The organism is Flavobacterium sp., assembly GCF_036515215.1.
In the GTDB taxonomy this organism is placed as follows: domain Bacteria; phylum Bacteroidota; class Bacteroidia; order Flavobacteriales; family Flavobacteriaceae; genus Flavobacterium.
Genome location: NZ_DATBVQ010000110.1, coordinates 1 through 21,216 on the forward strand (window position 1 = coordinate 1; position 21,216 = coordinate 21,216).

General features: G+C 37.6%; 19 protein-coding genes. 14 read left to right on the forward strand and 5 right to left on the reverse strand.

Annotated features, from left to right (window positions below; translation table 11 throughout):
- The 4 genes from VIH09_RS07595 to VIH09_RS07610 form a co-directional block, all read left to right on the forward strand.
- A partial coding sequence (locus tag VIH09_RS07595) for a DUF4331 family protein (protein ID WP_331579508.1) occupies positions 1–539 on the forward strand: 539 nt, incomplete at its 5' end.
- A gap of 98 nt (positions 540–637) precedes the next feature.
- Positions 638–1,933: a tetratricopeptide repeat protein gene (locus VIH09_RS07600; RefSeq protein ID WP_331579510.1), complete on the forward strand. Its 1,296-nt coding sequence runs from the start codon at positions 638–640 to the stop codon at positions 1,931–1,933.
- Between the two features lie 7 nt (positions 1,934–1,940).
- Positions 1,941–4,154: a TonB-dependent receptor gene (locus tag VIH09_RS07605; protein WP_331579512.1), complete on the forward strand. Its 2,214-nt coding sequence runs from the start codon at positions 1,941–1,943 to the stop codon at positions 4,152–4,154.
- Between the two features lie 144 nt (positions 4,155–4,298).
- Complete coding sequence (locus tag VIH09_RS07610; protein WP_331579514.1) at positions 4,299–4,886, forward strand: glutathione peroxidase; 588 nt, start codon at positions 4,299–4,301, stop codon at positions 4,884–4,886.
- Positions 4,887–4,993: 107 nt separating this feature from the next.
- Here the strand turns inward: VIH09_RS07610 and VIH09_RS07615 are convergent, their stop codons facing one another.
- Positions 4,994–5,491, reverse strand: a complete 498-nt coding sequence (locus tag VIH09_RS07615) for an N-acetyltransferase family protein (protein ID WP_331579516.1) — start codon at positions 5,489–5,491, stop codon at positions 4,994–4,996.
- A 93-nt stretch (positions 5,492–5,584) separates the two neighbouring features.
- Between VIH09_RS07615 and menD the strand changes: the two genes are divergently transcribed.
- The 10 genes from menD to VIH09_RS07665 all read left to right on the forward strand — a co-directional run bounded on the left by menD (position 5,585) and on the right by VIH09_RS07665 (position 16,072).
- On the forward strand, positions 5,585–7,246 hold the full coding sequence (menD, locus tag VIH09_RS07620) for a 2-succinyl-5-enolpyruvyl-6-hydroxy-3-cyclohexene-1-carboxylic-acid synthase (RefSeq protein ID WP_331579518.1): 1,662 nt from the start codon (positions 5,585–5,587) through the stop codon (positions 7,244–7,246).
- A gap of 80 nt (positions 7,247–7,326) precedes the next feature.
- Positions 7,327–8,181: a CvfB family protein gene (locus VIH09_RS07625; protein ID WP_331579520.1), complete on the forward strand. Its 855-nt coding sequence runs from the start codon at positions 7,327–7,329 to the stop codon at positions 8,179–8,181.
- A gap of 607 nt (positions 8,182–8,788) precedes the next feature.
- A complete protein-coding gene (locus tag VIH09_RS07630; RefSeq protein WP_331579522.1) occupies positions 8,789–9,619 on the forward strand; it encodes a 1,4-dihydroxy-2-naphthoyl-CoA synthase in 831 nt (276 codons plus the stop codon).
- A 75-nt stretch (positions 9,620–9,694) separates the two neighbouring features.
- Entirely contained in the window at positions 9,695–10,210 is a 516-nt protein-coding gene (locus VIH09_RS07635) for a PH domain-containing protein (protein WP_331579524.1), read from the forward strand.
- Positions 10,210–11,712: a PH domain-containing protein gene (locus VIH09_RS07640; RefSeq protein ID WP_331579526.1), complete on the forward strand. Its 1,503-nt coding sequence runs from the start codon at positions 10,210–10,212 to the stop codon at positions 11,710–11,712. The genes VIH09_RS07635 and VIH09_RS07640 overlap by 1 nt, the downstream gene beginning before the upstream one ends.
- 47 nt (positions 11,713–11,759) lie before the next feature.
- A complete protein-coding gene (gene menA, locus VIH09_RS07645) occupies positions 11,760–12,710 on the forward strand; it encodes a 1,4-dihydroxy-2-naphthoate octaprenyltransferase (protein ID WP_331579528.1) in 951 nt (316 codons plus the stop codon).
- A 51-nt stretch (positions 12,711–12,761) separates the two neighbouring features.
- On the forward strand, positions 12,762–13,439 hold the full coding sequence (locus VIH09_RS07650) for a metal-dependent hydrolase (protein ID WP_331579530.1): 678 nt from the start codon (positions 12,762–12,764) through the stop codon (positions 13,437–13,439).
- A 114-nt stretch (positions 13,440–13,553) separates the two neighbouring features.
- A complete protein-coding gene (locus VIH09_RS07655; protein ID WP_331579532.1) occupies positions 13,554–14,756 on the forward strand; it encodes a hypothetical protein in 1,203 nt (400 codons plus the stop codon).
- A gap of 35 nt (positions 14,757–14,791) precedes the next feature.
- The gene (locus VIH09_RS07660) at positions 14,792–14,977 is read left to right on the forward strand and encodes a hypothetical protein (RefSeq protein ID WP_331579534.1); all 186 of its coding nucleotides are present in this window, start codon (positions 14,792–14,794) and stop codon (positions 14,975–14,977) included.
- Positions 14,978–15,016: 39 nt separating this feature from the next.
- Entirely contained in the window at positions 15,017–16,072 is a 1,056-nt protein-coding gene (locus VIH09_RS07665; RefSeq protein WP_331579536.1) for an o-succinylbenzoate synthase, read from the forward strand.
- Here VIH09_RS07665 and VIH09_RS07670 read toward each other — a convergent pair.
- The 4 genes from VIH09_RS07670 to VIH09_RS07685 form a co-directional block, all read right to left on the reverse strand.
- Positions 16,056–17,789 carry a response regulator gene (locus tag VIH09_RS07670; RefSeq protein WP_331579538.1) on the reverse strand — a complete coding sequence of 578 codons (1,734 nt, stop codon included), beginning with the start codon at positions 17,787–17,789 and terminating at the stop codon, positions 16,056–16,058. The genes VIH09_RS07665 and VIH09_RS07670 overlap by 17 nt on opposite strands.
- Before the next feature lie 465 nt (positions 17,790–18,254).
- Complete coding sequence (locus VIH09_RS07675; protein ID WP_331579540.1) at positions 18,255–19,154, reverse strand: mechanosensitive ion channel family protein; 900 nt, start codon at positions 19,152–19,154, stop codon at positions 18,255–18,257.
- Between the two features lie 4 nt (positions 19,155–19,158).
- Positions 19,159–19,968: a mechanosensitive ion channel family protein gene (locus VIH09_RS07680; protein WP_331579542.1), complete on the reverse strand. Its 810-nt coding sequence runs from the start codon at positions 19,966–19,968 to the stop codon at positions 19,159–19,161.
- A gap of 54 nt (positions 19,969–20,022) precedes the next feature.
- Positions 20,023–21,216, reverse strand: a 1,194-nt coding sequence (locus VIH09_RS07685) for an APC family permease (protein WP_331579544.1), incomplete at its 5' end; no start/stop codon positions are given.

Sequence of the window (21,216 nt, forward strand, 5' to 3'; positions counted from 1 at the left end):
AATTCAAAATCATAACATTGGCACTTGTATGTGCGGTAGCTACAGTAAGCTGTAACAACGATGATAATAACAATGATTCTATGGCAAGCGCAGACTTCTCTGGGACATATGTGCAACAAGATCAAATGGCAAGACCAGCGATAAATACTGTATTTATTGCATCAGGGCAGCCTAAAGACGACTTCAATGCAACAATTCCGTCAATGATGGGAGCAAATTACCAATCTATTTTCGAGTCTAGACTGTTGGCTTTAAACCCAGCGTTTACAACTAACGCATTAGGATTGACAGCAACTCAATTTACTGGAGTTCTTGCTACAGATGTTTTAAATGTTTCAACAACCGGGAAAACCACTTTCTTCGACGGAACTAACGTTTTGACTGGAAGAGCATTAGCTGATGACGTAATTGACGTAGAATTATTATTAATCTTCGGAGGTACAGATGGTGCGGCTAATCCTGGACTTACTTCTGACCACGTGGATGCGAATGACAAAGCATTTACTTCTTCATTCCCTTACTTGGCGGCTGCCTGGTAAGATTATAGAAAAAAACAGGGTACTTCATCAATTAGTACTCTGTTTTTTTTCAAAAACAAACAAACAAACAAACAAAAAACAAATAAAAAAAACAGATTATGAAACCTTATAAAGTTATCCCCGCCCTGGTTTTTACAATCCTTTTTATTTTCGCTTGCGATAATAAACCAACCCAAATTACAAAAGCCTCCGATTACAATCAATATCTGCACATGGCAGGAAATGAATCGATTGATTTTGTAAACAAAGAAATTAACTTTTGGCAATCTAAATATGATGCAGCTCCAAACCAAAAAACATATTTGGGTATCATTGCGTCAAAATATGCGACACTTTTTGAATACACGGGAAACATAAAAAACCTATATAAAACCGAAAACTTACTAACGCAATCAAACGAAGCGAGTAATTATTCCAGTGTTTCAACCATTCGCTCTCTGGGGCGAAATTATATCGCGCAACACCGCTTTAAAGAAGCCTTGGTTCTAGCCAAAAAAGCACTCGCTATTGGCGAAGGGCGTATAGAAACACAAAAATTACTTTTTGATGTGCAGATGGAATTGGGGAATTTTACTGAAGCCGAAACAAATTTGAATGCCATTAAAGACATGAAGGATTTCGATTACTTGATACGTTTGGCCAAATGGAATGACCACAAAGGCGATTTAAAAACCGCAATCACTTTCATGGAAAAGGCGAGAGATATTGCAGAAAAGGAAGACAACAAAACACTTAAAATATGGTCATATTCAAATCTTGGTGATTTTTACGGTCATGCAGGAATGATACAAGAATCATACGACAGTTACTTAAAAACATTAGCAATAAATCCCAATTATTCCTATGCCCTCAAAGGAATCGCTTGGATTGTTTTTTCTCATGAGAGAAGCACAAAGGAAGCAAAAAGAATTGTGGAAGCTATTGAGGTTACGCACAATACCCCAGATTTCTTTTTATTGAAATCTCAAATCGCCCAATTTGAAGGAAATAAAAAAGAAGCCGATTTAAATGAAAAGGCCTATTTCAATATGTTGAACGCGAATAATTACGGCGCGATGTACAATAAATACAACACTTTAATTTATGCAGATGAAAAAGAAAATGCCGCAAAAGCACTTGAAATAGCAAAAATCGAAGTGGATCACAGGCCTACTCCAGATTCCTATGATTTATTGGCTTGGTCTTATTTAAATACGGGGGAGAATAAGAAAGCATTGGAAATTGCCAAAGCCCATGTGATAGGCAAATCATTCGAGCCAAAAGTGCAATACCATTTGGCTATGATCTACAAAGCTAATAATATGGCTCAAAAAGTAGCGCCAATCAAGGAAGAATTGCTTTCTAGCATTTATGAAATGGGACCAAACTTTGAGAAAAAGGTAAATCAATTATAATCTGCATATGAGGTATCTTTTAACATTCATACTTTCCGTTTTTGGATTAGTATCGTACAGTCAGGTTCAAAAAGGAGTGGTAGTGGATGAGTTTGGTAATGCGATCGAGAACGCATACATCGTAAACACAAATTCAGATAGTCATGCGCATACAAACGAATTGGGAATGTTCAGCATCGACAAGTCTGCAGTGGGTGACATCCTAAAGCTAAGTGCTTTGGGATATAAAAAAATGAATTATACCGTTTCTGAAGCTGAAAACAGAATCGTATTGGAAGACGATATTTTTAGATTGAATGAGATTGTCATTCAACAAAAAGTGTCCGCTATGAATGTCATTTCAAAAATTGATTTGGAGACAACACCAGTGAATTCTTCCCAAGAAATTCTTAGAAAAGTGCCTGGACTATTCATAGGGCAACATGCAGGCGGGGGCAAAGCGGAACAAATATTCCTGAGAGGTTTTGACATCGATCACGGAACGGACATAGCCATTTCTGTAGATGGAATGCCAGTAAACATGGTTTCACATGCACACGGTCAAGGCTATGCCGATTTGCATTTTGTGATCCCTGAAACAGTAGAAAAAATAGATTTTGGAAAAGGCGCGTATTATGCGGACAAAGGGGATTTTGCAACCGCAGGATACGTAGCCTTCCAAACTCTCGAGAAATTAACTAAAAGCAGTATTAGCGTAGAGGCGGGACAGTTTGACACACTTAGAACAGTAGGTTTGTTCGATCTCTTGGGAAAAAAGAAAAAACAAAGCGCCTATATCGCTGCAGAATATATTCTAACGGATGGCCCGTTTGATTCACCCCAAAATTTCAACAGGGTAAATCTGTTAGGAAAATACTCGGCTATCCTAGATGATAATGGCAAGGTTTCGATATCTGCCTCTCGTTTTGCCAGTATGTGGGATGCTTCTGGTCAAATACCACAACGATTGGTAGATAGCGGAACTATTTCCAGATTTGGCTCTGTTGATGATACCGAGGGGGGGAATACTTCCAGAACAAATATAAATGCTAGTTTTAGCAAGCCAATTGATGAAAATACGTTCTTGAAGGCGAATGTTTTTTATTCAAAATATGAATTTGAACTGTATTCTAACTTCACTTTTTTCATGGAAGACCCCATTAATGGAGATCAGATTAAGCAAAGAGAGAAAAGGAATATTTACGGAATGAATGCGGAACTAAACAAAAAAATAAAAAATACCGATTGGGATGTGTTGTTTCAATTGGGTCTCGGTTTCCGTGCCGATGCAACGACTGATTCGGAACTATCTCATACTTTGAATAGAAGTACCATATTAGAGAGAATTAAGTTGGGAGATATTGATGAAGCCAATGGATTTACTTATTTGAATTCAGAAATAAAATGGGGAAAATTGCTTATTAATCCAGCAGTACGATTGGATTATTTTAAATTCAACTATCAGGATAAACTCGCTCCAACCTATAGGACTCAGTCAGAAAGTGAAGTGAAGCTTTCTCCAAAATTGAATTTTATCTATTCTGAAAATAATGACCTTCAGTTTTTTGTAAAATCAGGGATGGGTTTCCATTCTAATGACGCTAGGGTAGTAGTCCAAAACAACGGAAAACAAATTTTGCCGACAGCAATTGGAACTGACGTAGGAACAATTTGGAAACCATTCCCAAAATTGATTGTGAATTCTGCTTTGTGGTATCTGTATTTAGAGCAAGAATTTGTTTATGTAGGTGATGCGGGAATTATTGAACCCAGCGGAAAGTCAAAACGCATGGGAGTCGATTTGGGTTTGCGTTACCAACTGAATGACTATTTGTATTTTGATGCCGATGCTAATTATACATATGCAAGAAGCATTGACGAACCAAACGGTCAAAATTACATTCCGTTGTCTCCAGATTTCACCTCCACAGGCGGATTAAGTTTTCAAAAATGGAACGGATTTTCGGGAGGCTGGCGTTATCGCTATTTAAAAAGTCGCCCAGCAAATGAGGATAATTCCATAGTTGCAAAAGGATATGCCATAGCTGATCTCAATATAAATTATACCTACAAAGATGTCGCATTTGGTGTTTCGATGGAGAATTTGTTGAACACAAAATGGAATGAAACGCAATTTGCAACAGAATCAAGATTGCAAAATGAACCCAATAGTGCGGAAGAAATACATTTTACGCCTGGAACTCCTTTTTATATGAAAGCAAAAATCAGCTATGCATTCTAATGATAAATTTGATTGGTTTGTTTTTAAGCCTAACGTTTTTTTTGACGTTAGGCTTTTGCTTTTTAACATTTGTTCATCAATAATTAAAAGTTAATACGAAGTATAATTATTACAATTTGTTTATTTTTATAAAAAAATATAAATATGAAAAACCTATTATTTGTGGCGAGTATTGCACTACTACTTTTTAGTTGCCAGAATCATGCACAAAACAAAAAAACGGATATGAATAAAACCGAAATAGCCATGACAAAACAAAATATCTACCAATTTAAAGTGGAAGATTTATCAGGAAACATTTTTGACTTTGCTACCCTTAAAGGGAAAAAAGTAATGATTGTAAATACCGCTTCAAAATGCGGACTCACGCCACAGTACAAAGACTTGGAAGCTATTTACAAAGAATATAAAGACAAGGGTTTTGTGATCGTGGGATTCCCAGCCAATAATTTTGCATCTCAGGAGCCGGGAACAAACGAAGAGATTGCCTCTTTTTGCCAACTTAATTATGGCGTAACTTTCCCCATGATGGATAAAGTATCGGTAAAAGGGGACGATATGTGTGAAATGTATCAGTTTTTGACGCAAAAATCTAAAAACGGATTACAAGATTCCGATGTAGCATGGAATTTTCAAAAATACCTGATTAATGAAAACGGGGAACTGGAAAAAGTGATTTCTCCAAAAACAGTACCGACAGATCCTGAAGTTATAAACTGGATTAAGGCATAGTTTAATCTACAAAAAAAAGCCGAAAATTCGCAGACTATAAAAACGACTTGGTTTTATATCTGCGAATTTTCGGCTTTTATATGTTTTTTAAGTTCGATTTAAGCCTTTTATTCCAATATCAATTGCAGAAAAACGGAATTCAGCCAACGGTCAAACTTATATCCTGATTCTTTGATGGTACCTGCTATTTCAAAGCCATATTTTTGGTGAAAAGCAATGCTTCCTTGGTTTTCAGAATCAATAACACCAATCATGGTGTGGTAACCTTCTTCTTTTGCCAATTGGATAAGTTCTGCCAAAAGCAGTTTCCCAGCGCCTTTTCCCATAAATTCTTCGGCCACATAAACAGAATGCTCTACGGTATGTTTATAGCCTTCCTTGTGCCTGAATGAGCCGTATGTCGCATATCCAATGGGGGCATTCTCGTATTCGGCCACAATTACGGGCAAACCTTGAGCTTCTTTTTCATCAAACCATAATTTTTGGGTTTCAAAATCATGTGGCTCATAATCATAATTAGAAGTGCTGTGCAGTATCTGGTGATTAACAATTTCCAATATCGTGTCTATATCCGAAAAAACGGCAGTCCTAATCTTGATTTCCATCTTAATTCTATTTTTATCCAAAATTAAGAAAACTATTTAAGATTAGAGAAAAACCTTTGCAATTTGTATCTTTGGTTCTTTGAAACAAAAACGATGATTTACCCCAAAATACCTTTAGCGCAAAGCATTATTCAAACTTGTTTGGCCAAAGGAATCACTACCATAATAATTTCTCCAGGTTCGCGAAATGCTCCTTTAACAATTGGTTTTGCCAGCAATGACGCATTTAGCTGTTATAGCATCGCAGACGAGCGCTCGGCAGCATTTTTTGCTCTGGGAATCGCACAGCAAACCAAAAATCCAGTTGCGCTGGTTTGTACTTCGGGTTCGGCATTGCTGAATTACTATCCTGCTTTTGCCGAAGCATTTTATAGCCAGATTCCAATGATTGTGATTTCTGCTGACCGTCCGCAAAGTAAGATTGATATTGGTGACGGACAAACCATCCGACAGGAAAATGTATTTTTGAACCATTCGTTGTATAATGCTAATTTGGATGAAGCCGTTTCGATTGATAATGATATAAAAATCAATGAAGCCATAAATACAGCCATCGACAAGAAAGGTCCCGTGCATATCAACGCACCCTTTGAAGAGCCACTGTACCAAACGGTTTCAGAACTTTCTGTTGCCGTAAATACTATCGCTTCCGCAAATGAAACTCGGACGATTTCCATTGATGATTTGGCAGAATTCGCGTCTATTTGGAACGATTCAGCTCGGAAAATGGTTTTGGTTGGAGTCAACGACCCAAATGTTGTCAGCGACAAAACTGTTGAAGCCTTGGCAGGCGACAAATCGGTTGTTGTTTTGACCGAGACGACTTCCAATCTGCATCATCCTTCCTTTATTAACAACATCGACACCATAATCACTCCGTTTACAAATGAAGATTTTGAAGAATTTTGTCCAGATCTTTTAATAACTTTTGGTGGAATGATCGTTTCCAAACGCATCAAAGCCTTTTTGAGAAAACACAAGCCAAAACAGCATTGGCATATTGACACTTTAAGAGCATACGATACTTTCAGCATATTATCGAAGCATTTTGAAGTGGAACCAAATATGTTTTTTGATGCTTTTTTGCCGCTTACCAAAACGATCGCAAGCGATTATTTTGAAAAAGCAGAATCAGTTAAACTTTTGCGCAAGCAAAAAAGCGAGCTTTATTTGGAAAACATCCCTTTTTCTGATTTTAAGGTATTCGAAAAAGTGATTCCCCTTTTGCCTAAAAACAGCCAGTTGCAAATCAGCAACAGCTCAGCCATACGCTATGCGCAATTGCTAGACATTGACCCATCTATTGAGGTGTATTGTAACCGTGGAACCAGCGGAATAGACGGCAGTACCTCTACCGCAATAGGTGCGGCTATAGCCAATGGAAAGCAAACAGTTCTTATTACTGGAGATATCAGTTTCCTTTATGACAGTAATGCCTTGTGGAATAATTATATACCCAAGAATTTCAAGATAATATTGATTAATAATGGCGGTGGCGGAATCTTTAGGATCTTACCTGGACACGAAGAAACGCCGGTTTTTAATACGTTTTTCGAAACTTCTCATTGCCTCACCGCTGAACATATGGCCAAAATGTACGGTTTTGAATATACTATTGCCAGCGATGAAATCAGTTTAGGGAATGGTATGGTCGTCTTGTTTGCCCAAAATGAAAAGCCTTCCATTCTCGAGGTCTTTACCCCTACGTTGGATAATGACTCTATTCTTTTGCAGTATTTCAAGGAATTGGTGTAGTCAACAAGAGATTTATGATATAATATTTTGTTATCCCATTTTCAATCTTCGTACCTTTGCGGCCAAGAAAACAGAATAAAATGATTGAAATAGGAAAATACAATACGCTAACGATACTACGTGATACTAAAGTGGGTCTGTTTTTAGGGACGCCAGATACGGATCCGGAAGGATTACATGACATACTTTTGCCTAACAAATACGTGCCTAACGAATTTGAAATAGGGGAGGAACTTATCGTATTTGTTTATTTGGACCACGAAGAGCGTCCAGTTGCAACGACACTGGAACCTTATATATTACTGAATGAATTCTCGCTTTTGCGTGTGAATTATGTCAACCAGATTGGTGCTTTTATGGATTGGGGAATGGAAAAAGACATTCTGGTTCCATTTAAGGAGCAAGCGCGTCCGATGGAAAAGGGAAAACGTTATTTGGTTTATCTATATATGGATGAAAAAACAAATCGTTTAGTTGCTTCAAGTAAGACGAATCAATTCCTTAAAAATGATGAGCTTACTGTTGAAAAAGGGGAAGAGGTTGATTTGATAGTTTCACATATTACCGAATTAGGTATCAATGTCATCATCAACGAAAGACATAAAGGCTTGTTATATAAGGATGAGGTTTACGATGATGCGATTCGAACTGGAGATCGTATGCGCGGTTATATTAAAATGATTCGCCCAGATAATAAAATTGATGTTGCCCTTCAGATTCAGGGATATCAGAGCATCGAGCCCAATGCGGATATAATTCTTGATGAATTGAGGGCAAGTCGCGGCTTTCTGCGATTGACGGATAACTCGCATCCGGAGGACATCAAAACGGTTTTGAAAATGAGTAAAAAAACATTCAAGAAAGCGATCGGTGCCTTGTACAGGGAAAAATTAATCGAAATCAAGGAAGACGGGATTTACCTCGTTAAGGAATAAAAAAAAGAAAGACTAATCGAGATGATTAGTCTTTCTCTTTTTTAGATTGTTTCGAATTAATCGAAGTACAAAACTAAAAATAATCTAAGGCAAACATTTACTTACAAGCTAGACTTATATTATAATAAAAACCATTTGGTTTCTTTTTATTGTATAAAGACTGTTATTCCAAAATTTTGCTGCCAAGAAACCTTGTTAATGCAACAATATGGGTTTCAAATTCTTTCTTTTAACCGTAGGTGTTACTATAGTCCTTTCACAATTTCGGTAAAATGCTTTCTCCTTTTCTCACTTTTTCTGTTTTTATCTGAAACCACAAAATAAAGAGAGACGAAATTTTTAAATTTAATCAAGGTATTCTTTTTTTAGGTTAATAAATCAGTGAAATTCAAGGCTAAATCAGTGATGCTAATTCGCAATCATCTGATTAACATGGTCTAAAATTAATAATTATTTTAATTGCCAACTGTTAATTTCTTATTTTTTTTAAATTTTTAACATTTCGGGGAATCGTATCAGATGTCTATTGCCAAGGTTCCCGCACTAGAATGGCATAAACTGCAAAAAATGATTTATTTTTACCCTAAAATAATTTAAATCAATTGTAATGGATTGGATTACCGCAAAAGAATACGAAGATATCACATATAAAAAATGTAACGGAGTCGCAAGAATAGCATTCAACAGGCCCGACGTGCGAAACGCTTTTCGTCCTAAAACCACAGCCGAATTATATAACGCCTTTTATGATGCCCAAGAAGACACTTCGATAGGCGTTGTTTTACTGTCTGCGGAAGGGCCTTCATCTAAAGACGGGGTATATTCCTTTTGTAGCGGTGGGGATCAAAACGCACGCGGCCATCAGGGCTACGTGGGTGAGGATGGACAACATCGTTTGAACATACTTGAAGTGCAGCGCTTGATTCGATTTATGCCTAAGGTAGTCATCGCAGTCGTTCCGGGCTGGGCAGTAGGAGGCGGGCACAGTTTGCACGTAGTTTGCGACCTGACTTTAGCCAGTAAGGAACATGCCATATTCAAACAAACCGATGCAGACGTAACCAGTTTCGATGGAGGATATGGTTCCGCTTATTTAGCAAAAATGGTGGGGCAGAAAAAAGCGCGTGAGATTTTCTTCTTGGGGCGCAATTATTCCGCCCAAGACGCTATGGACATGGGGATGGTGAATGCCGTGATTCCTCATGCCGAGCTGGAGGACACCGCATTTGAATGGGCACAGGAAATTTTAGGAAAGTCACCAATGGCCATCAAAATGCTGAAATTTGCTATGAATCTTACGGATGACGGAATGGTGGGTCAACAGGTTTTTGCTGGCGAAGCGACCAGACTCGCCTATATGACGGAGGAAGCCAAAGAAGGCAGAAATGCTTTCCTTGAAAAAAGAAAGCCAAATTTCGAAAAGAAATGGTTGCCGTAAAAAATAGTTTCAGGTTTAAAGTTTGAAGTTGTTTCAGGCACTTTAAACTTTTAAACTAAACTTTAAAAATAATAAATGGAGAATTTTACAAACGAAACGATTGACACAACGCAGCTTCCTAGATATGAAGCGGTAGCATTTTCGGTCTTGCATTCTAATTATTGGAAAGTGACCTTGATAAATGTCTTTCTTTTCTTTTTAATTATAGGAACTGTCCTTGGGTTACTGCTGTTCTTCAACCAAGGATTGTTAGCGTTTATGCTCGAAATTTCGGTCATTTATTCCGTACTGTTAATTACTGTTCTTGTGCTTTCCAGAATCAGTTTCAAGAAAAAAGGTTTTGCTTTTAGAAGGCACGATGTATTGTACAGGCATGGGATTATTGCGACAAACACTATTGTAATACCTTACAATAGAGTGCAGCACGTCGCTTTGCATGAAGGCTTTGTTTCACGCTATTTTGGACTGGCCAAAATTGAAATTTTCACCGCTGGCGGCAGTTCGAGTGATATTGAGATTCCGGGAATCGAAATGGAGCAAGCTGAAAACATCAAACAGTTACTGATGGGTAAAATCCAAAAACAATTGTAATGGAGGAGGAATTTAAAAAGCCGCAGCGGCAGTCTTCCGTAGGAGTGCTGCTGATGTTCGTTAAAACATTGCAACAATGGGCAAGGGGATTGTGGCCCATATTTTTGGTTTACATCTTTAAATTTGACGAACTCAACAAAGGCTATCTTTTTCTCGGATTAAGTGGCCTTTTGATTACTATCGGAATTATAGCATACCTGAAATACCTGAACTTTACCTTCTATTTGGATGATGAAAATCAGGAGTTTATTATCAACGAAGGGATTTTGAATAAAACAAAAACGATCATTCAACTCAATAAAATCCAACAGGTAAACATTAACCAATCCTTGTTGCAAAGGATTATCGGTGTTTATGAACTGGATGTCGATACCGCGGGAAGCAATAAAAAAGAGGGGGAAATAAAAGCGATTTCGCATTCGTTGGCTTTGGCCTTGAAGGCAAGCTTAATGCAGAACGGAAAAAAAGCTGTCCTTTCCGAAAAAGAGGAAATGACATCACAAGCCGAAACGGCTGAAGAAAGACCATTTATGGCAATCAGTTTTTTGAGTTTGTTAAAAGTGGGAATCACATCCAATTATGTGAAAAGTCTCGGTTTGATTCTGGCGTTTTTCGCAACTGTCTATGAAAACGGTAAAAGTTTCATGACCCATTCTGATTTCGACGAAAAAAAAATGGACGCCTATTTAGACAAAAGCATAGCGATTCAGTCTGTGGCTATCATTGTGTTTTTGCTAATTGCAGCCATTTTGATTATCAACCTGGTTCGTGTTATTTTTAAATATTTCGATTATAAAATTGCCAGGCAAAATGGTTCCTTATTGCTTTCTTTTGGCTTGTTGAACACAAAAAGCACGATTATCAAACCAGAAAAGGTACAGATTGTCACCGTTACCAGAAATTTTTTCCAAAGGAAAATGAATATTCTGGAACTTAAAATCAAGCAGGCTACCAGCGGCGAAAAAGAAGAACGCAAGTCGGTGATTGAAATTCCGGGTTGTAACGAAATGGAGAGTAACGAAATACTGAAATTACTGTTTCTCAAAACGCCAGAAAAGGGAATAATGCTAAAGCCGAATTTTCGTAAATTGGTTTTTTCCATATTTCTTTCAATAATACTACCTTTAGCTGGGTTTTTTGCGTTTGGAAAGTATGTTCAACCTCGATTTTTGGATTTTGTTTATCTAGTGCCTTTGTATGTTTTTTTTGTCGGGAGCATTGTCTATTTTGGATTTAAGAACAATCGATTGTTTGTAAACGATAACTTTATCATAAAACAAAGTGGCGCTTGGGATATCGACAATAAAATTATTGAGCCTGGGAAAATTCAAGCCATCACAACCTCACAGTTATTTTGGCATAAAAGTGCTGATATTGGTTCGATAACGATACATACGGCGGGAGGGAATCTTTCGTTTCAATTGGGGAATTATTCTAAAATTAAGCAATATGTCAATCTTTGGCTCTATCAATTAGAGACCTCAGACAGCAATTGGATGTAGTCTCGAAAAAAAAAGCTAATACTAAATACTAATAAAAATAAAATAAAATGAAGCATTGGATTGAAGCCGCACGAATTAGAACATTACCATTATCTGTTTCAGGAATCATTGTAGGTAGCATGTATGCGCTGGCTAACCCAACGGATAACATATTGACTCCGACAGAAGTTTTTAACTGGCGACTGTTTGGTTTTGCGATATTAACCACACTTGGACTGCAGATTTTATCCAATTTTGCCAATGATTACGGTGATGGGATGAAGGGAACGGACAATGAAGACAGAGTGGGGCCAAAACGCGCGATTCAAAGCGGCGTGATTACGCCTCAGGCGATGAAACGCGCCATAATAATCACTTCGGTGCTGACCTTGCTTTCGGCCATATTACTGATCTATTTTGCTTTTGGGGATACAAATTTGGTGTATTCATTGTTTTACCTAGTTTTGGGTATTTTGGCCATCGCTGCGGCAATTCGCTACACGATAGGCGCGAGAGCCTATGGCTACAGAGGTTTCGGAGACGTTTTCGTTTTCGTGTTTTTTGGATTGGTGAGCACTTTAGGTGTGAATTTTCTGTACTCAAAACAAATAGATTTAATACTCGTATTACCAGCAATGGCAATCGGTTTTTTAAGCGTGGGCGTATTGAATCTTAACAATATGCGCGATGAGGAATCTGACAGGAAAGTGGGGAAAAACACATTGGTAGTGCAAATAGGAGGCAAAAAAGCAAAGCTATACCATTACTTTTTGATCACTTTTGCCATGGCTTTAGTCTTGGTTTTTGCGTTGTTAAACAATTTTAAGTTCGACCAATACTTGTTTTTACTGGCTTATATTCCTTTAACGAAACATTTAATTAATGTTTACAAAAACAAGAACCCTAAGGAATTAGATCCTGAATTGAAAAAATTAGCTCTCAGCACATTTGCCCTTTCGATATTGCTTGCGCTCTGCATGATTTTTTTCTTTTCGGATTTGATCGTAAACAATTATTAATTCACTCAGGGACTAAAAATAGAACACCTTTAAATCATTAAATAATTAAAAATGAAAGTAACATTTTACGGACATGCCTCGCTCGGAATCAAAGTGGGAGGCAAGCATATTTTAGTGGATCCTTTTATCTCCGCAAATCCATTGGCGGAGCATATTGACATTAGCAGCTTGAAAGCGGATTATATTTTATTGACTCATGCGCATGGCGATCACATTTTGGACGTGGAAGCCATCGCAAAACGCACTAATGCGGTTATTGTCTCGAATGCCGAGATCGCGAGTTATTACTCAAGCAAAGGATTTCAGGCGCATCCCATGAACCATGGCGGAAGCTGGAATTTCGATTTTGGGAAGCTGAAATACGTAAATGCAGTTCATTCCAGTTCGTTTCCTGATGGCACATGCGGTGGCAATCCAGGTGGTTTTGTCATTGAAGGCGAGCATAAAAACATTTATGTTGCGGGCGATACGGCCCTTACGATGGATATGAAATTGATCCCGATGCGAACTAAGCTAGATTTAGCCATTCTTCCCATTGGCGACAATTTCACCATGGATGTCGAGGACGCGATTCTTGCTTCTGATTTTGTGGACTGCGATAAAATATTAGGCTATCACTACGATACGTTCGGTTTCATAAAAATAGATCATAAAGAAGCCATCCAAAAGTTTTTTGATAAAGGAAAAGATCTGATGCTATTAGAGATTGGCGACAGCATCGAATTGTAATTTTTTTGGGAGCTATTTCCAGCTGTTAGTTGCAATCTTTTACTTTTAAAGAAAAAGTAAAAGGATTTTCACTTCCATCTGGGCTAGGGCCTATCAGTAATTAAGAAAACACAGGTGAAGAAAATAGTATTGTTGCTATTCATTAGCATTTTTTATCAGTCGGCTTTCGCACAAAAAGACGGTTATTGGGACAAAGACAGGGCCACAACTAAGGAAGTCATCGTTTCGGCGCGCGATAGAATCGTGGTCAAAACCGATGATTTCCCCGTAGGAACTACCGAACTAATTTATAGAATCACATTGTTGGATGACAATCAGCAGTTGGCGGGAAGTTTAGTTTCGGTGCTGAAATCGATACCTGACCCTACGGGAATCAGTCAGGGTTCGGCAGGTGCTGTCTTTTTGTTGTCAAAAATTTCTGGTGACGACAAATGCAGGTATGCCGTTTTTCCCTCGGATGAATTGGCTTCGGATTATCAAAAGACGGGCAACATGAATAAGGCCTGTTTGTCTCAGGAAACACCAGTAAGCAGGGATGCCAAAAGACTTTCGATAGATAAATCAATTTGTTTGCAGGCAAATGCGGGGAATCTGTGGTTCGGCCTCGAAAGTACCAATTGGATGATGAAACAAAAAATCGTTCTTGAAGTGGTGCCTTGGGTAGATGCAAAACTCAGCAGGGGGTGGGCCTTGGAAAACCGAAAAATTATAATAAATCAGTGCAAGACGTCTGCCCTAGCCAGTAAAATGGTAAACTCAGACGATTTTTGTATTTGTCTGGAAGAGAAAATCCAAAAGCAATACAAATTCCAAGAATTCCAGAGGTTACTTCCGATGGAGCGAACTAAAGCCTATAAGGACTTCGGGAATAGCTGTATTAACGAATCGGGAGTCTCTAAGGGCGTTTATGACGATTTGCGTGCACAAGCATCCAATTTTGCCAAAAAAGGCGATTACGCTAATGCAATTGCCCAATACGCAAGGATAGTCAATGAAGGAAAAGCAACGGCTTTGGATTATAACGCAATTGGGTTGAGTTACATTTTAACCAAACAGTACGGCAAAGCGATCAAATTCTTGAAAGAGGGCGAAGAGTTGGACGGCGCCGAGTTGCTGTTAAAACTCAATTTGGCGCATGCATATTTGCTGAACGATGAATATAGAAGTGCCAAAAACATTTACAAAGAATACAAATCTCAAAATGTGACAAGTAGCTTGAGTTGGGTCCAAAAGGCAAAACAAGACTTTATCATTTTTCGAAAAGCGGGATTGTCGTCAGCGGATTTTGATCGGGTTTTGAAGATGATGGAGCGATAAGTGATTGTTTATAATAGAAGTGAAAAATAAAAAACATGAAAGAAATAATTTCAATTACGCGCTATTTTGGTTGGTTTATTCTTCTTGTTGGAATCATTTTAAATATTAAAATGTATTTCTTTAACGAATGGCCAACGTACATGTTTTATGTATTATGTTTTTTCGGAATTTTATTAATTGGAACTTCTTATTTGATGAAACCAAACATAAAATCCAAATAAAACGGATCACCACTCACTTCTCACATTTTACTATTTAAAATGAAAGCAACTTACCATGAATACATTCTAGATTTCAAACGTCCTTCGGGCACCTCCAGAGGTGTAATGACCGAAAAGGAAACCTGGTTTATCGTGCTTGAAAAAGACGGCAAAATGGGGATAGGAGAGTGCGGGATTTTGAGAGGTTTGAGTATTGATGACCGACCTGATTATGAAGCTAAATTGCAATGGACTTGCGAGAATATCGATCTCGGAAAAGACCAACTTTGGGAGGCTTTAATTAAGTTTCCTTCAATACAGTTTGGAGTCGAAATGGCTTTCCTTTCTTTGGACAGCGAATCTCCATTTTTGTTGTTCCCATCGGAGTTTACGGAAGGGACAAAATCTATACAAATCAATGGGCTCGTTTGGATGGGTGAGCAAGCTTTTATGAAGGAGCAAATCGAGGAAAAAATCAGGCAAGGTTTCCACTGCATAAAACTCAAAATTGGAGCGATAGATTTCGACAAAGAACTGCAATTATTGCGCTTTATTAGGGAGCATTTTACAGCGAAACAGATCGAAATCAGGGTGGATGCGAACGGTGCTTTCGGTTTAGATGAAGCTTTAGATAAAATATCGCAACTATCTGGATTTAAATTACATAGCATAGAGCAACCTATTCCTAAAAAGAACACTGACAGGATGGCAGAACTGTGTAAATCGACTCCTCTGCCCATTGCGCTGGACGAAGAGCTGATCGGGTTGTTTACATTGGAAGAAAAAGAGCGATTGTTGCAGAAAATAATGCCGCAATACATCATTTTGAAGCCTAGTTTTATAGGTGGTTTTCGTGGGACTCAGGAGTGGATTTCTCTGGCTGAAAAACACCGAATCGGGTGGTGGATTACCTCTGCTTTAGAGAGTAATATCGGATTGAATGCCATCGCGCAATGGACTTTTTTGCAACATAATTTGATGCCTCAAGGACTCGGGACTGGAGCGCTGTACACCAATAATTTTGAGTGTCCTTTGGAAGTTTCTGAAGGCCAACTTTGGTATAAAAAAAGTATAGACTGGAAGTTCAGTGTAACGGATATTACAAACGAATCTTAGTTTTTGTTTTAGATTTTGAGGCAATGATTTGCTTGTTGATATGATCGATTAATTGGTTTTTGTTAATTGGTTTGGAGATATACCCGTTGCCGCCAACTTCAATTGCTTTTTCGGCTTCATCGGTAAATACGAAAGCGCTTTGTGTAATTATTATTACCTCTTCGTTAAACTCCCTTATTTTTTTAATGGCTTCGTAACCATTCATTACAGGCATCTGAATGTCCATTAGAACAATATCAATATCTGGATTCTTTTTGCATAGATTTACAGCTTCAAATCCGTTTCTGGCTATTAATAGGTTTTCCCCGAATATTTTTAAGATTTTGGAAATAAACTTCAAGGAAATACTGTCGTCTTCCGCAACGAGTATTTTCAATTTTTGTGTTTCATTAGGGATTACTGGCATTGGAATTTGGACTTCCTTGTCAATTTCATTGTGTTTTATAAAAGGGATTTTAAAATAGAAGATGGCCCCATTGTCTACATTGTTTGCTGCCCAAATTTTTCCTCCCAATAGATCTACGTAAGATTTGGCAATATATAAACCCAATCCTGCGCCGTCGTAATTTCTGTTTAATGAATCATCTTCTTGCCTAAATTTTTCGAAAAGCAGCTCTATTTTACTGGAATTAATACCAATGCCCGAATCCTTTACATAGAAAGTTAATGCATTATTATCTTTAAAACATCCTATCTCAATCGATCCGTAATCCGTGAATTTTACGGCGTTTTTGAGTAATTGCGAAAGTATGGCATAGAGTTTTCCTTCGTCTGTTCTTATTAAGCCGTCTTCTTCATTTAAGGTATTGTTTATTTTAAGTTCGATATTTTTTTGCGTTGCTTCCAAGTTAAAATAGTCATGGAGCCCTTGAATTTGATTTTTAATTGAAGTTTCTTTATAAGACAGATTCACTTGTCCCGATTCTATTTTGGAGATGCTAACGATATCGTTTATAATGTTAAGCATTCTGCTGCCGCTCTTTTCTATTACTTTAATATATTCCTGTTGTTCAACCCCTGTCAATTTTGGCTCTTTCAGGAGCTCTGTAAAGCCTAAAATACCGTTCATTGGCGTGCGAATTTCATGGCTCATGTTAGACAAAAAAGAGGATTTTAAACGGTCGCTCTCCTCAGCCTTCTCTTTTGCATAAATTAATTCGGTGTTGATTTTCTGTATTTGAATAATGCTTTCGTACAATTCTCTATTTCGTATCGTTAGTTTATTGTTGAGGTCTTGCATTTTTTGATCGGCCAACTTGCGTTCCGTTATATCCTGAAAAAATATAACCAGACCTTCTTTGCTAGGAATCACCCGATTTTCAAACCAGCGCTTCCATGGAATATAATAATCTTCAAAAATTATTTCCTTTTTGGTTCTCATGGCTTTGTAATAGACTTTATGATAAGGTTTGCCAACGGCATCAGGGAATATGACCCAGGCATTTTCGCCGATGAGCTCTTCGGGTTTTTTGCCAAGCATTATACCTGCTTTTTGGTTAACAAATGTATATTTCCAATTGCTGTCTATGGCAACAAAAGCATCAGACATATTTTCTAGGGACTCTTTGAGTTTTTCGTTAATGTGGTCAATTTTAATTTCATTAAACTGGTTCTTGTCTTTTACGATTTCAAATAGTTGCTTTAATGAATTGTAATCTTGCTGTAGACTTTGACAATTGTCATTTAGGATAGGGGTATCTACTTTTTTTTGATCCATTTTTAAATAAATTAAAATTAGGAATACAAATAAATGTATGCCGTGGTATTTTTTTTAAAAATCGATAAGTCTAATATGTAGTAGATTGGGATTCATAAATATAATAAAAAAAAGAATAGTATGAAAAGTATTGTGTTTTTTTTGAAAATAATTTTTAAGATCGTCATTTTAGAAAAACACAAATAGTTTGTGCATGACATTCCCTCCCTTTTACTTTGATTTCCCGTAATTCGTTTCGCCACCATTGCCCAAAAGCGTGAAACATAGCCATAGTGGACTAGTGTGGAACCGCCCATAACGATTGCCAGCGTAATCATAACTTAAATGCTTACATTAGTCTGTAACCCACATAGATGTTGCCCACGTTAGGCCAATAGCTTTCAGTAGTTTTAAAAAGCGATAATTGATAGAGGAAAAACTGCTGACAAGACAATCAATATCGAAAAAAGTTGAAAGAAGTTCATCTTATTTTTTTATATTGACATTGAAGTCAGGCGCTTGCACTAATTGGAATGTTGCCGAAGCCATTTTTACTTGACCATCTGTGGCCTCAATCTGGGTCAGTATTTTTGAGAATAATGCCGTTTTTGTGATCCTTCTTCTTTTATAGTCAACAACATATCGTAGCGTATATTCAGCCCAATTGTCATTTGCAACCAAGGAAATCATAGGTTCTGTTTGGGCATCTTCCAATCGGTATTTAAATTGAAGGGATTTCCATTTTTCCTTTGAAGTTACGCTCAAGTCACCGGCAACTTCGATACCGACCTTTAATATTATTTCCTTGGCCAAATCATAATTGCTTCCGTACTGGATCGGAATTTTGATTTCGTCCCATAGAAAGGGAAAATCCCCGGAATAATTAAATACGGGTTCTTTGAAAACGTAGCTATTGGCTATCAAGACAATCCTTCCGTTGTATAAATCGCCATCGACCCATTGTCCCGTTTCCATGATGGTCGTCCTCAAAACGCCAATGTCCATGACATCACCCCGTATTCCGCCTAACTGAACGCGGTCTCCCGTATTGTAGAAGCCGCCAAACATGATAGCCAGCCATCCAGCGAACGAAGCGATAACTTCCTGTAATGCAAAGGCGATTCCGGCTCCTGCAACCCCCAAGGCAACGGTAAGGCCTCCCAGTTTTTCGCTAAAAACAACGGTTAAAAAAATAACGGTCGCTGCATAGCCAACGAAGGTGCTGATTTTTTTGGCCTTGTACCGATTTTCATTGTCTTTGATTCTTGAAAATAGATTTTTTTGAACAGCTTTTATTAACATCCAAATTATCGCAACTCCTATAAGGAAGGTTACAATTTTACCGACAGTCGGATTGTACAGGTATTTTTGGATTTCTTCCTCCATTTTTCTAGTTGTTGACGTGAACTACCCTTTGTGGAAACGGAATAGTGATACTGTTTTCTTTGAATAATTCAAATATTTTTATTCTCAATTCGCTCTTTATATTTTCAATTCGAAATAATTCTTCGGACCAGAAAATCACGGAGAAATTTAGAGAAGAATCCCCGAAATCCGTAAAACGAATAAATGGATTCGGCTCTTTTAAAACACTATTTTGACCGTCAACAGCTCGTTTCAAAACTTCTATAACCTGATGGATATCTGACGAATAATCGACTCCAACTGTGACTTCAAAACGCGAAGCAAGATCGCTGTGCGTCCAATTGATCAACTGATTCTTTGTTAAGTCAGAGTTTGGTAAAATAATATATTTGTCATCCCTGGTCAGAACTGTGGTGGTCCGCAAATTGATCTCTTGCACCTTGCAAACCAATCCGTTTAACTCTATAACATCATTTACTTTTACGGAGGAATCGACAAGAAGTATAATTCCGGACACAAAATCGCTAAATAGGTTTTGTAGACCAAGACCAATACCCACCAATAGCGCGGCGGAACCCGCTACCAGGACGGACAAATTGAAGCCAAACATTTGCAAACCGGAAATGATTGAAATGACTATGATTAGATACCTAGCTAAGCTATAGATCGAGTATTTTTTAGCAACGTCAATTTTATCGACCCTATAAATTGCTTTTCTAATAATTTTTAATAAAAGGGTAACCACAATCAAAAAAACGACCAGTTTTAAAATACTGATTACTTTAATATTAAAATCACCATCTTGAAAAAGGGTATAGTCGATAATTTTTTTCATGTATTTTTAATTTCCGGGGCTAAATCTAATAGGTCAGTATGTCAAGAAATAAAGTTACATAATTAAACGAACACCACCTAATTCAGCTACTCTATATGAAAATCGATCTCCAGGCGAACCAATGAACATGAAGTTTTTTGGAATATTCCATTTTTCGGATAATTCATCGATGATTGCCGGACCAAAAACACCGTCCAATTCGATAAATTCAATGTCAATTTCAGGATATGCGCGATCCAGTACTCTAAGATCTGTGATAAGCAAATCGTTGTTTTCGCCTTCACGCTTTATGTTAACGATCTTTAATTTTTTTGTTGTTTCATTATTCTGAACATATTGCATCACCTTATTTATTATGGCGACATCATCCCCTTTGGTAAAGAAAACGAGCTCTTGTGAACTGATTTTCAAATTCATTTTCAATAGATAACGATTGCTGAATATAACCATTCTTCGTAATGGTTTGTAGAAATATTCCAAAGCATCTATTAGAACCTTGATAAGGAATGATCGATTAAGCATGACCGAAATGAACAGCAACGAAGGAACTAGGTATTTTATAAAAGTATAAAAAGAAGAAACGTTTAATTGGATGTTTCCAATAAATGCCGCAATTATCAGTGACACAGCAAAGACAACGGCAATTCCTCTGGCTTTCTCTGGTCTGGGCAGTTTTTTACGTTTAAATTTCAACAATAGATTTCCTATTCCAAATAATCCCATCACTGCCAGGAAAGAGAACGTATATACTCCTGCCAACGCGATAAGATTACCTGCCGTAACAAATAAGACAGATACGCATAATATTAAAAAGCTAATAATTATTCGATAATTAGACCCACGTTTGTTTTGCTTCAAGAAGTAATTAGGCAATATCCTGTCTAATGTCATACGATTTAATAAACCGGAAACCCCAACAAACGAAGTTAGAACGGCCCCGCATAGGACTAAAACGGCGTCGATTGAAATAAGATACGCTAACCAGGAACCGCCAGTGGTGTGCCCTAAATAAGCCAATAACGATTCTTGATGTTCACCCACTTGCGCTAGAGGAATGATACAAATCAGTAGTAAGGCAATTACAGGATTGAAGAAACTTACTATTGCCCACATATTACGAAGTGTTTTCCGGAAAACACCTTGTTCTTGTTCCTCAACAAAATTAGCCGAACTTTCAAAACCTGAAATTCCCAACATAGCGGCAGAAAACCCTAAGAAAAGAGCATTTACAATCCCGCCAGTCGAAAG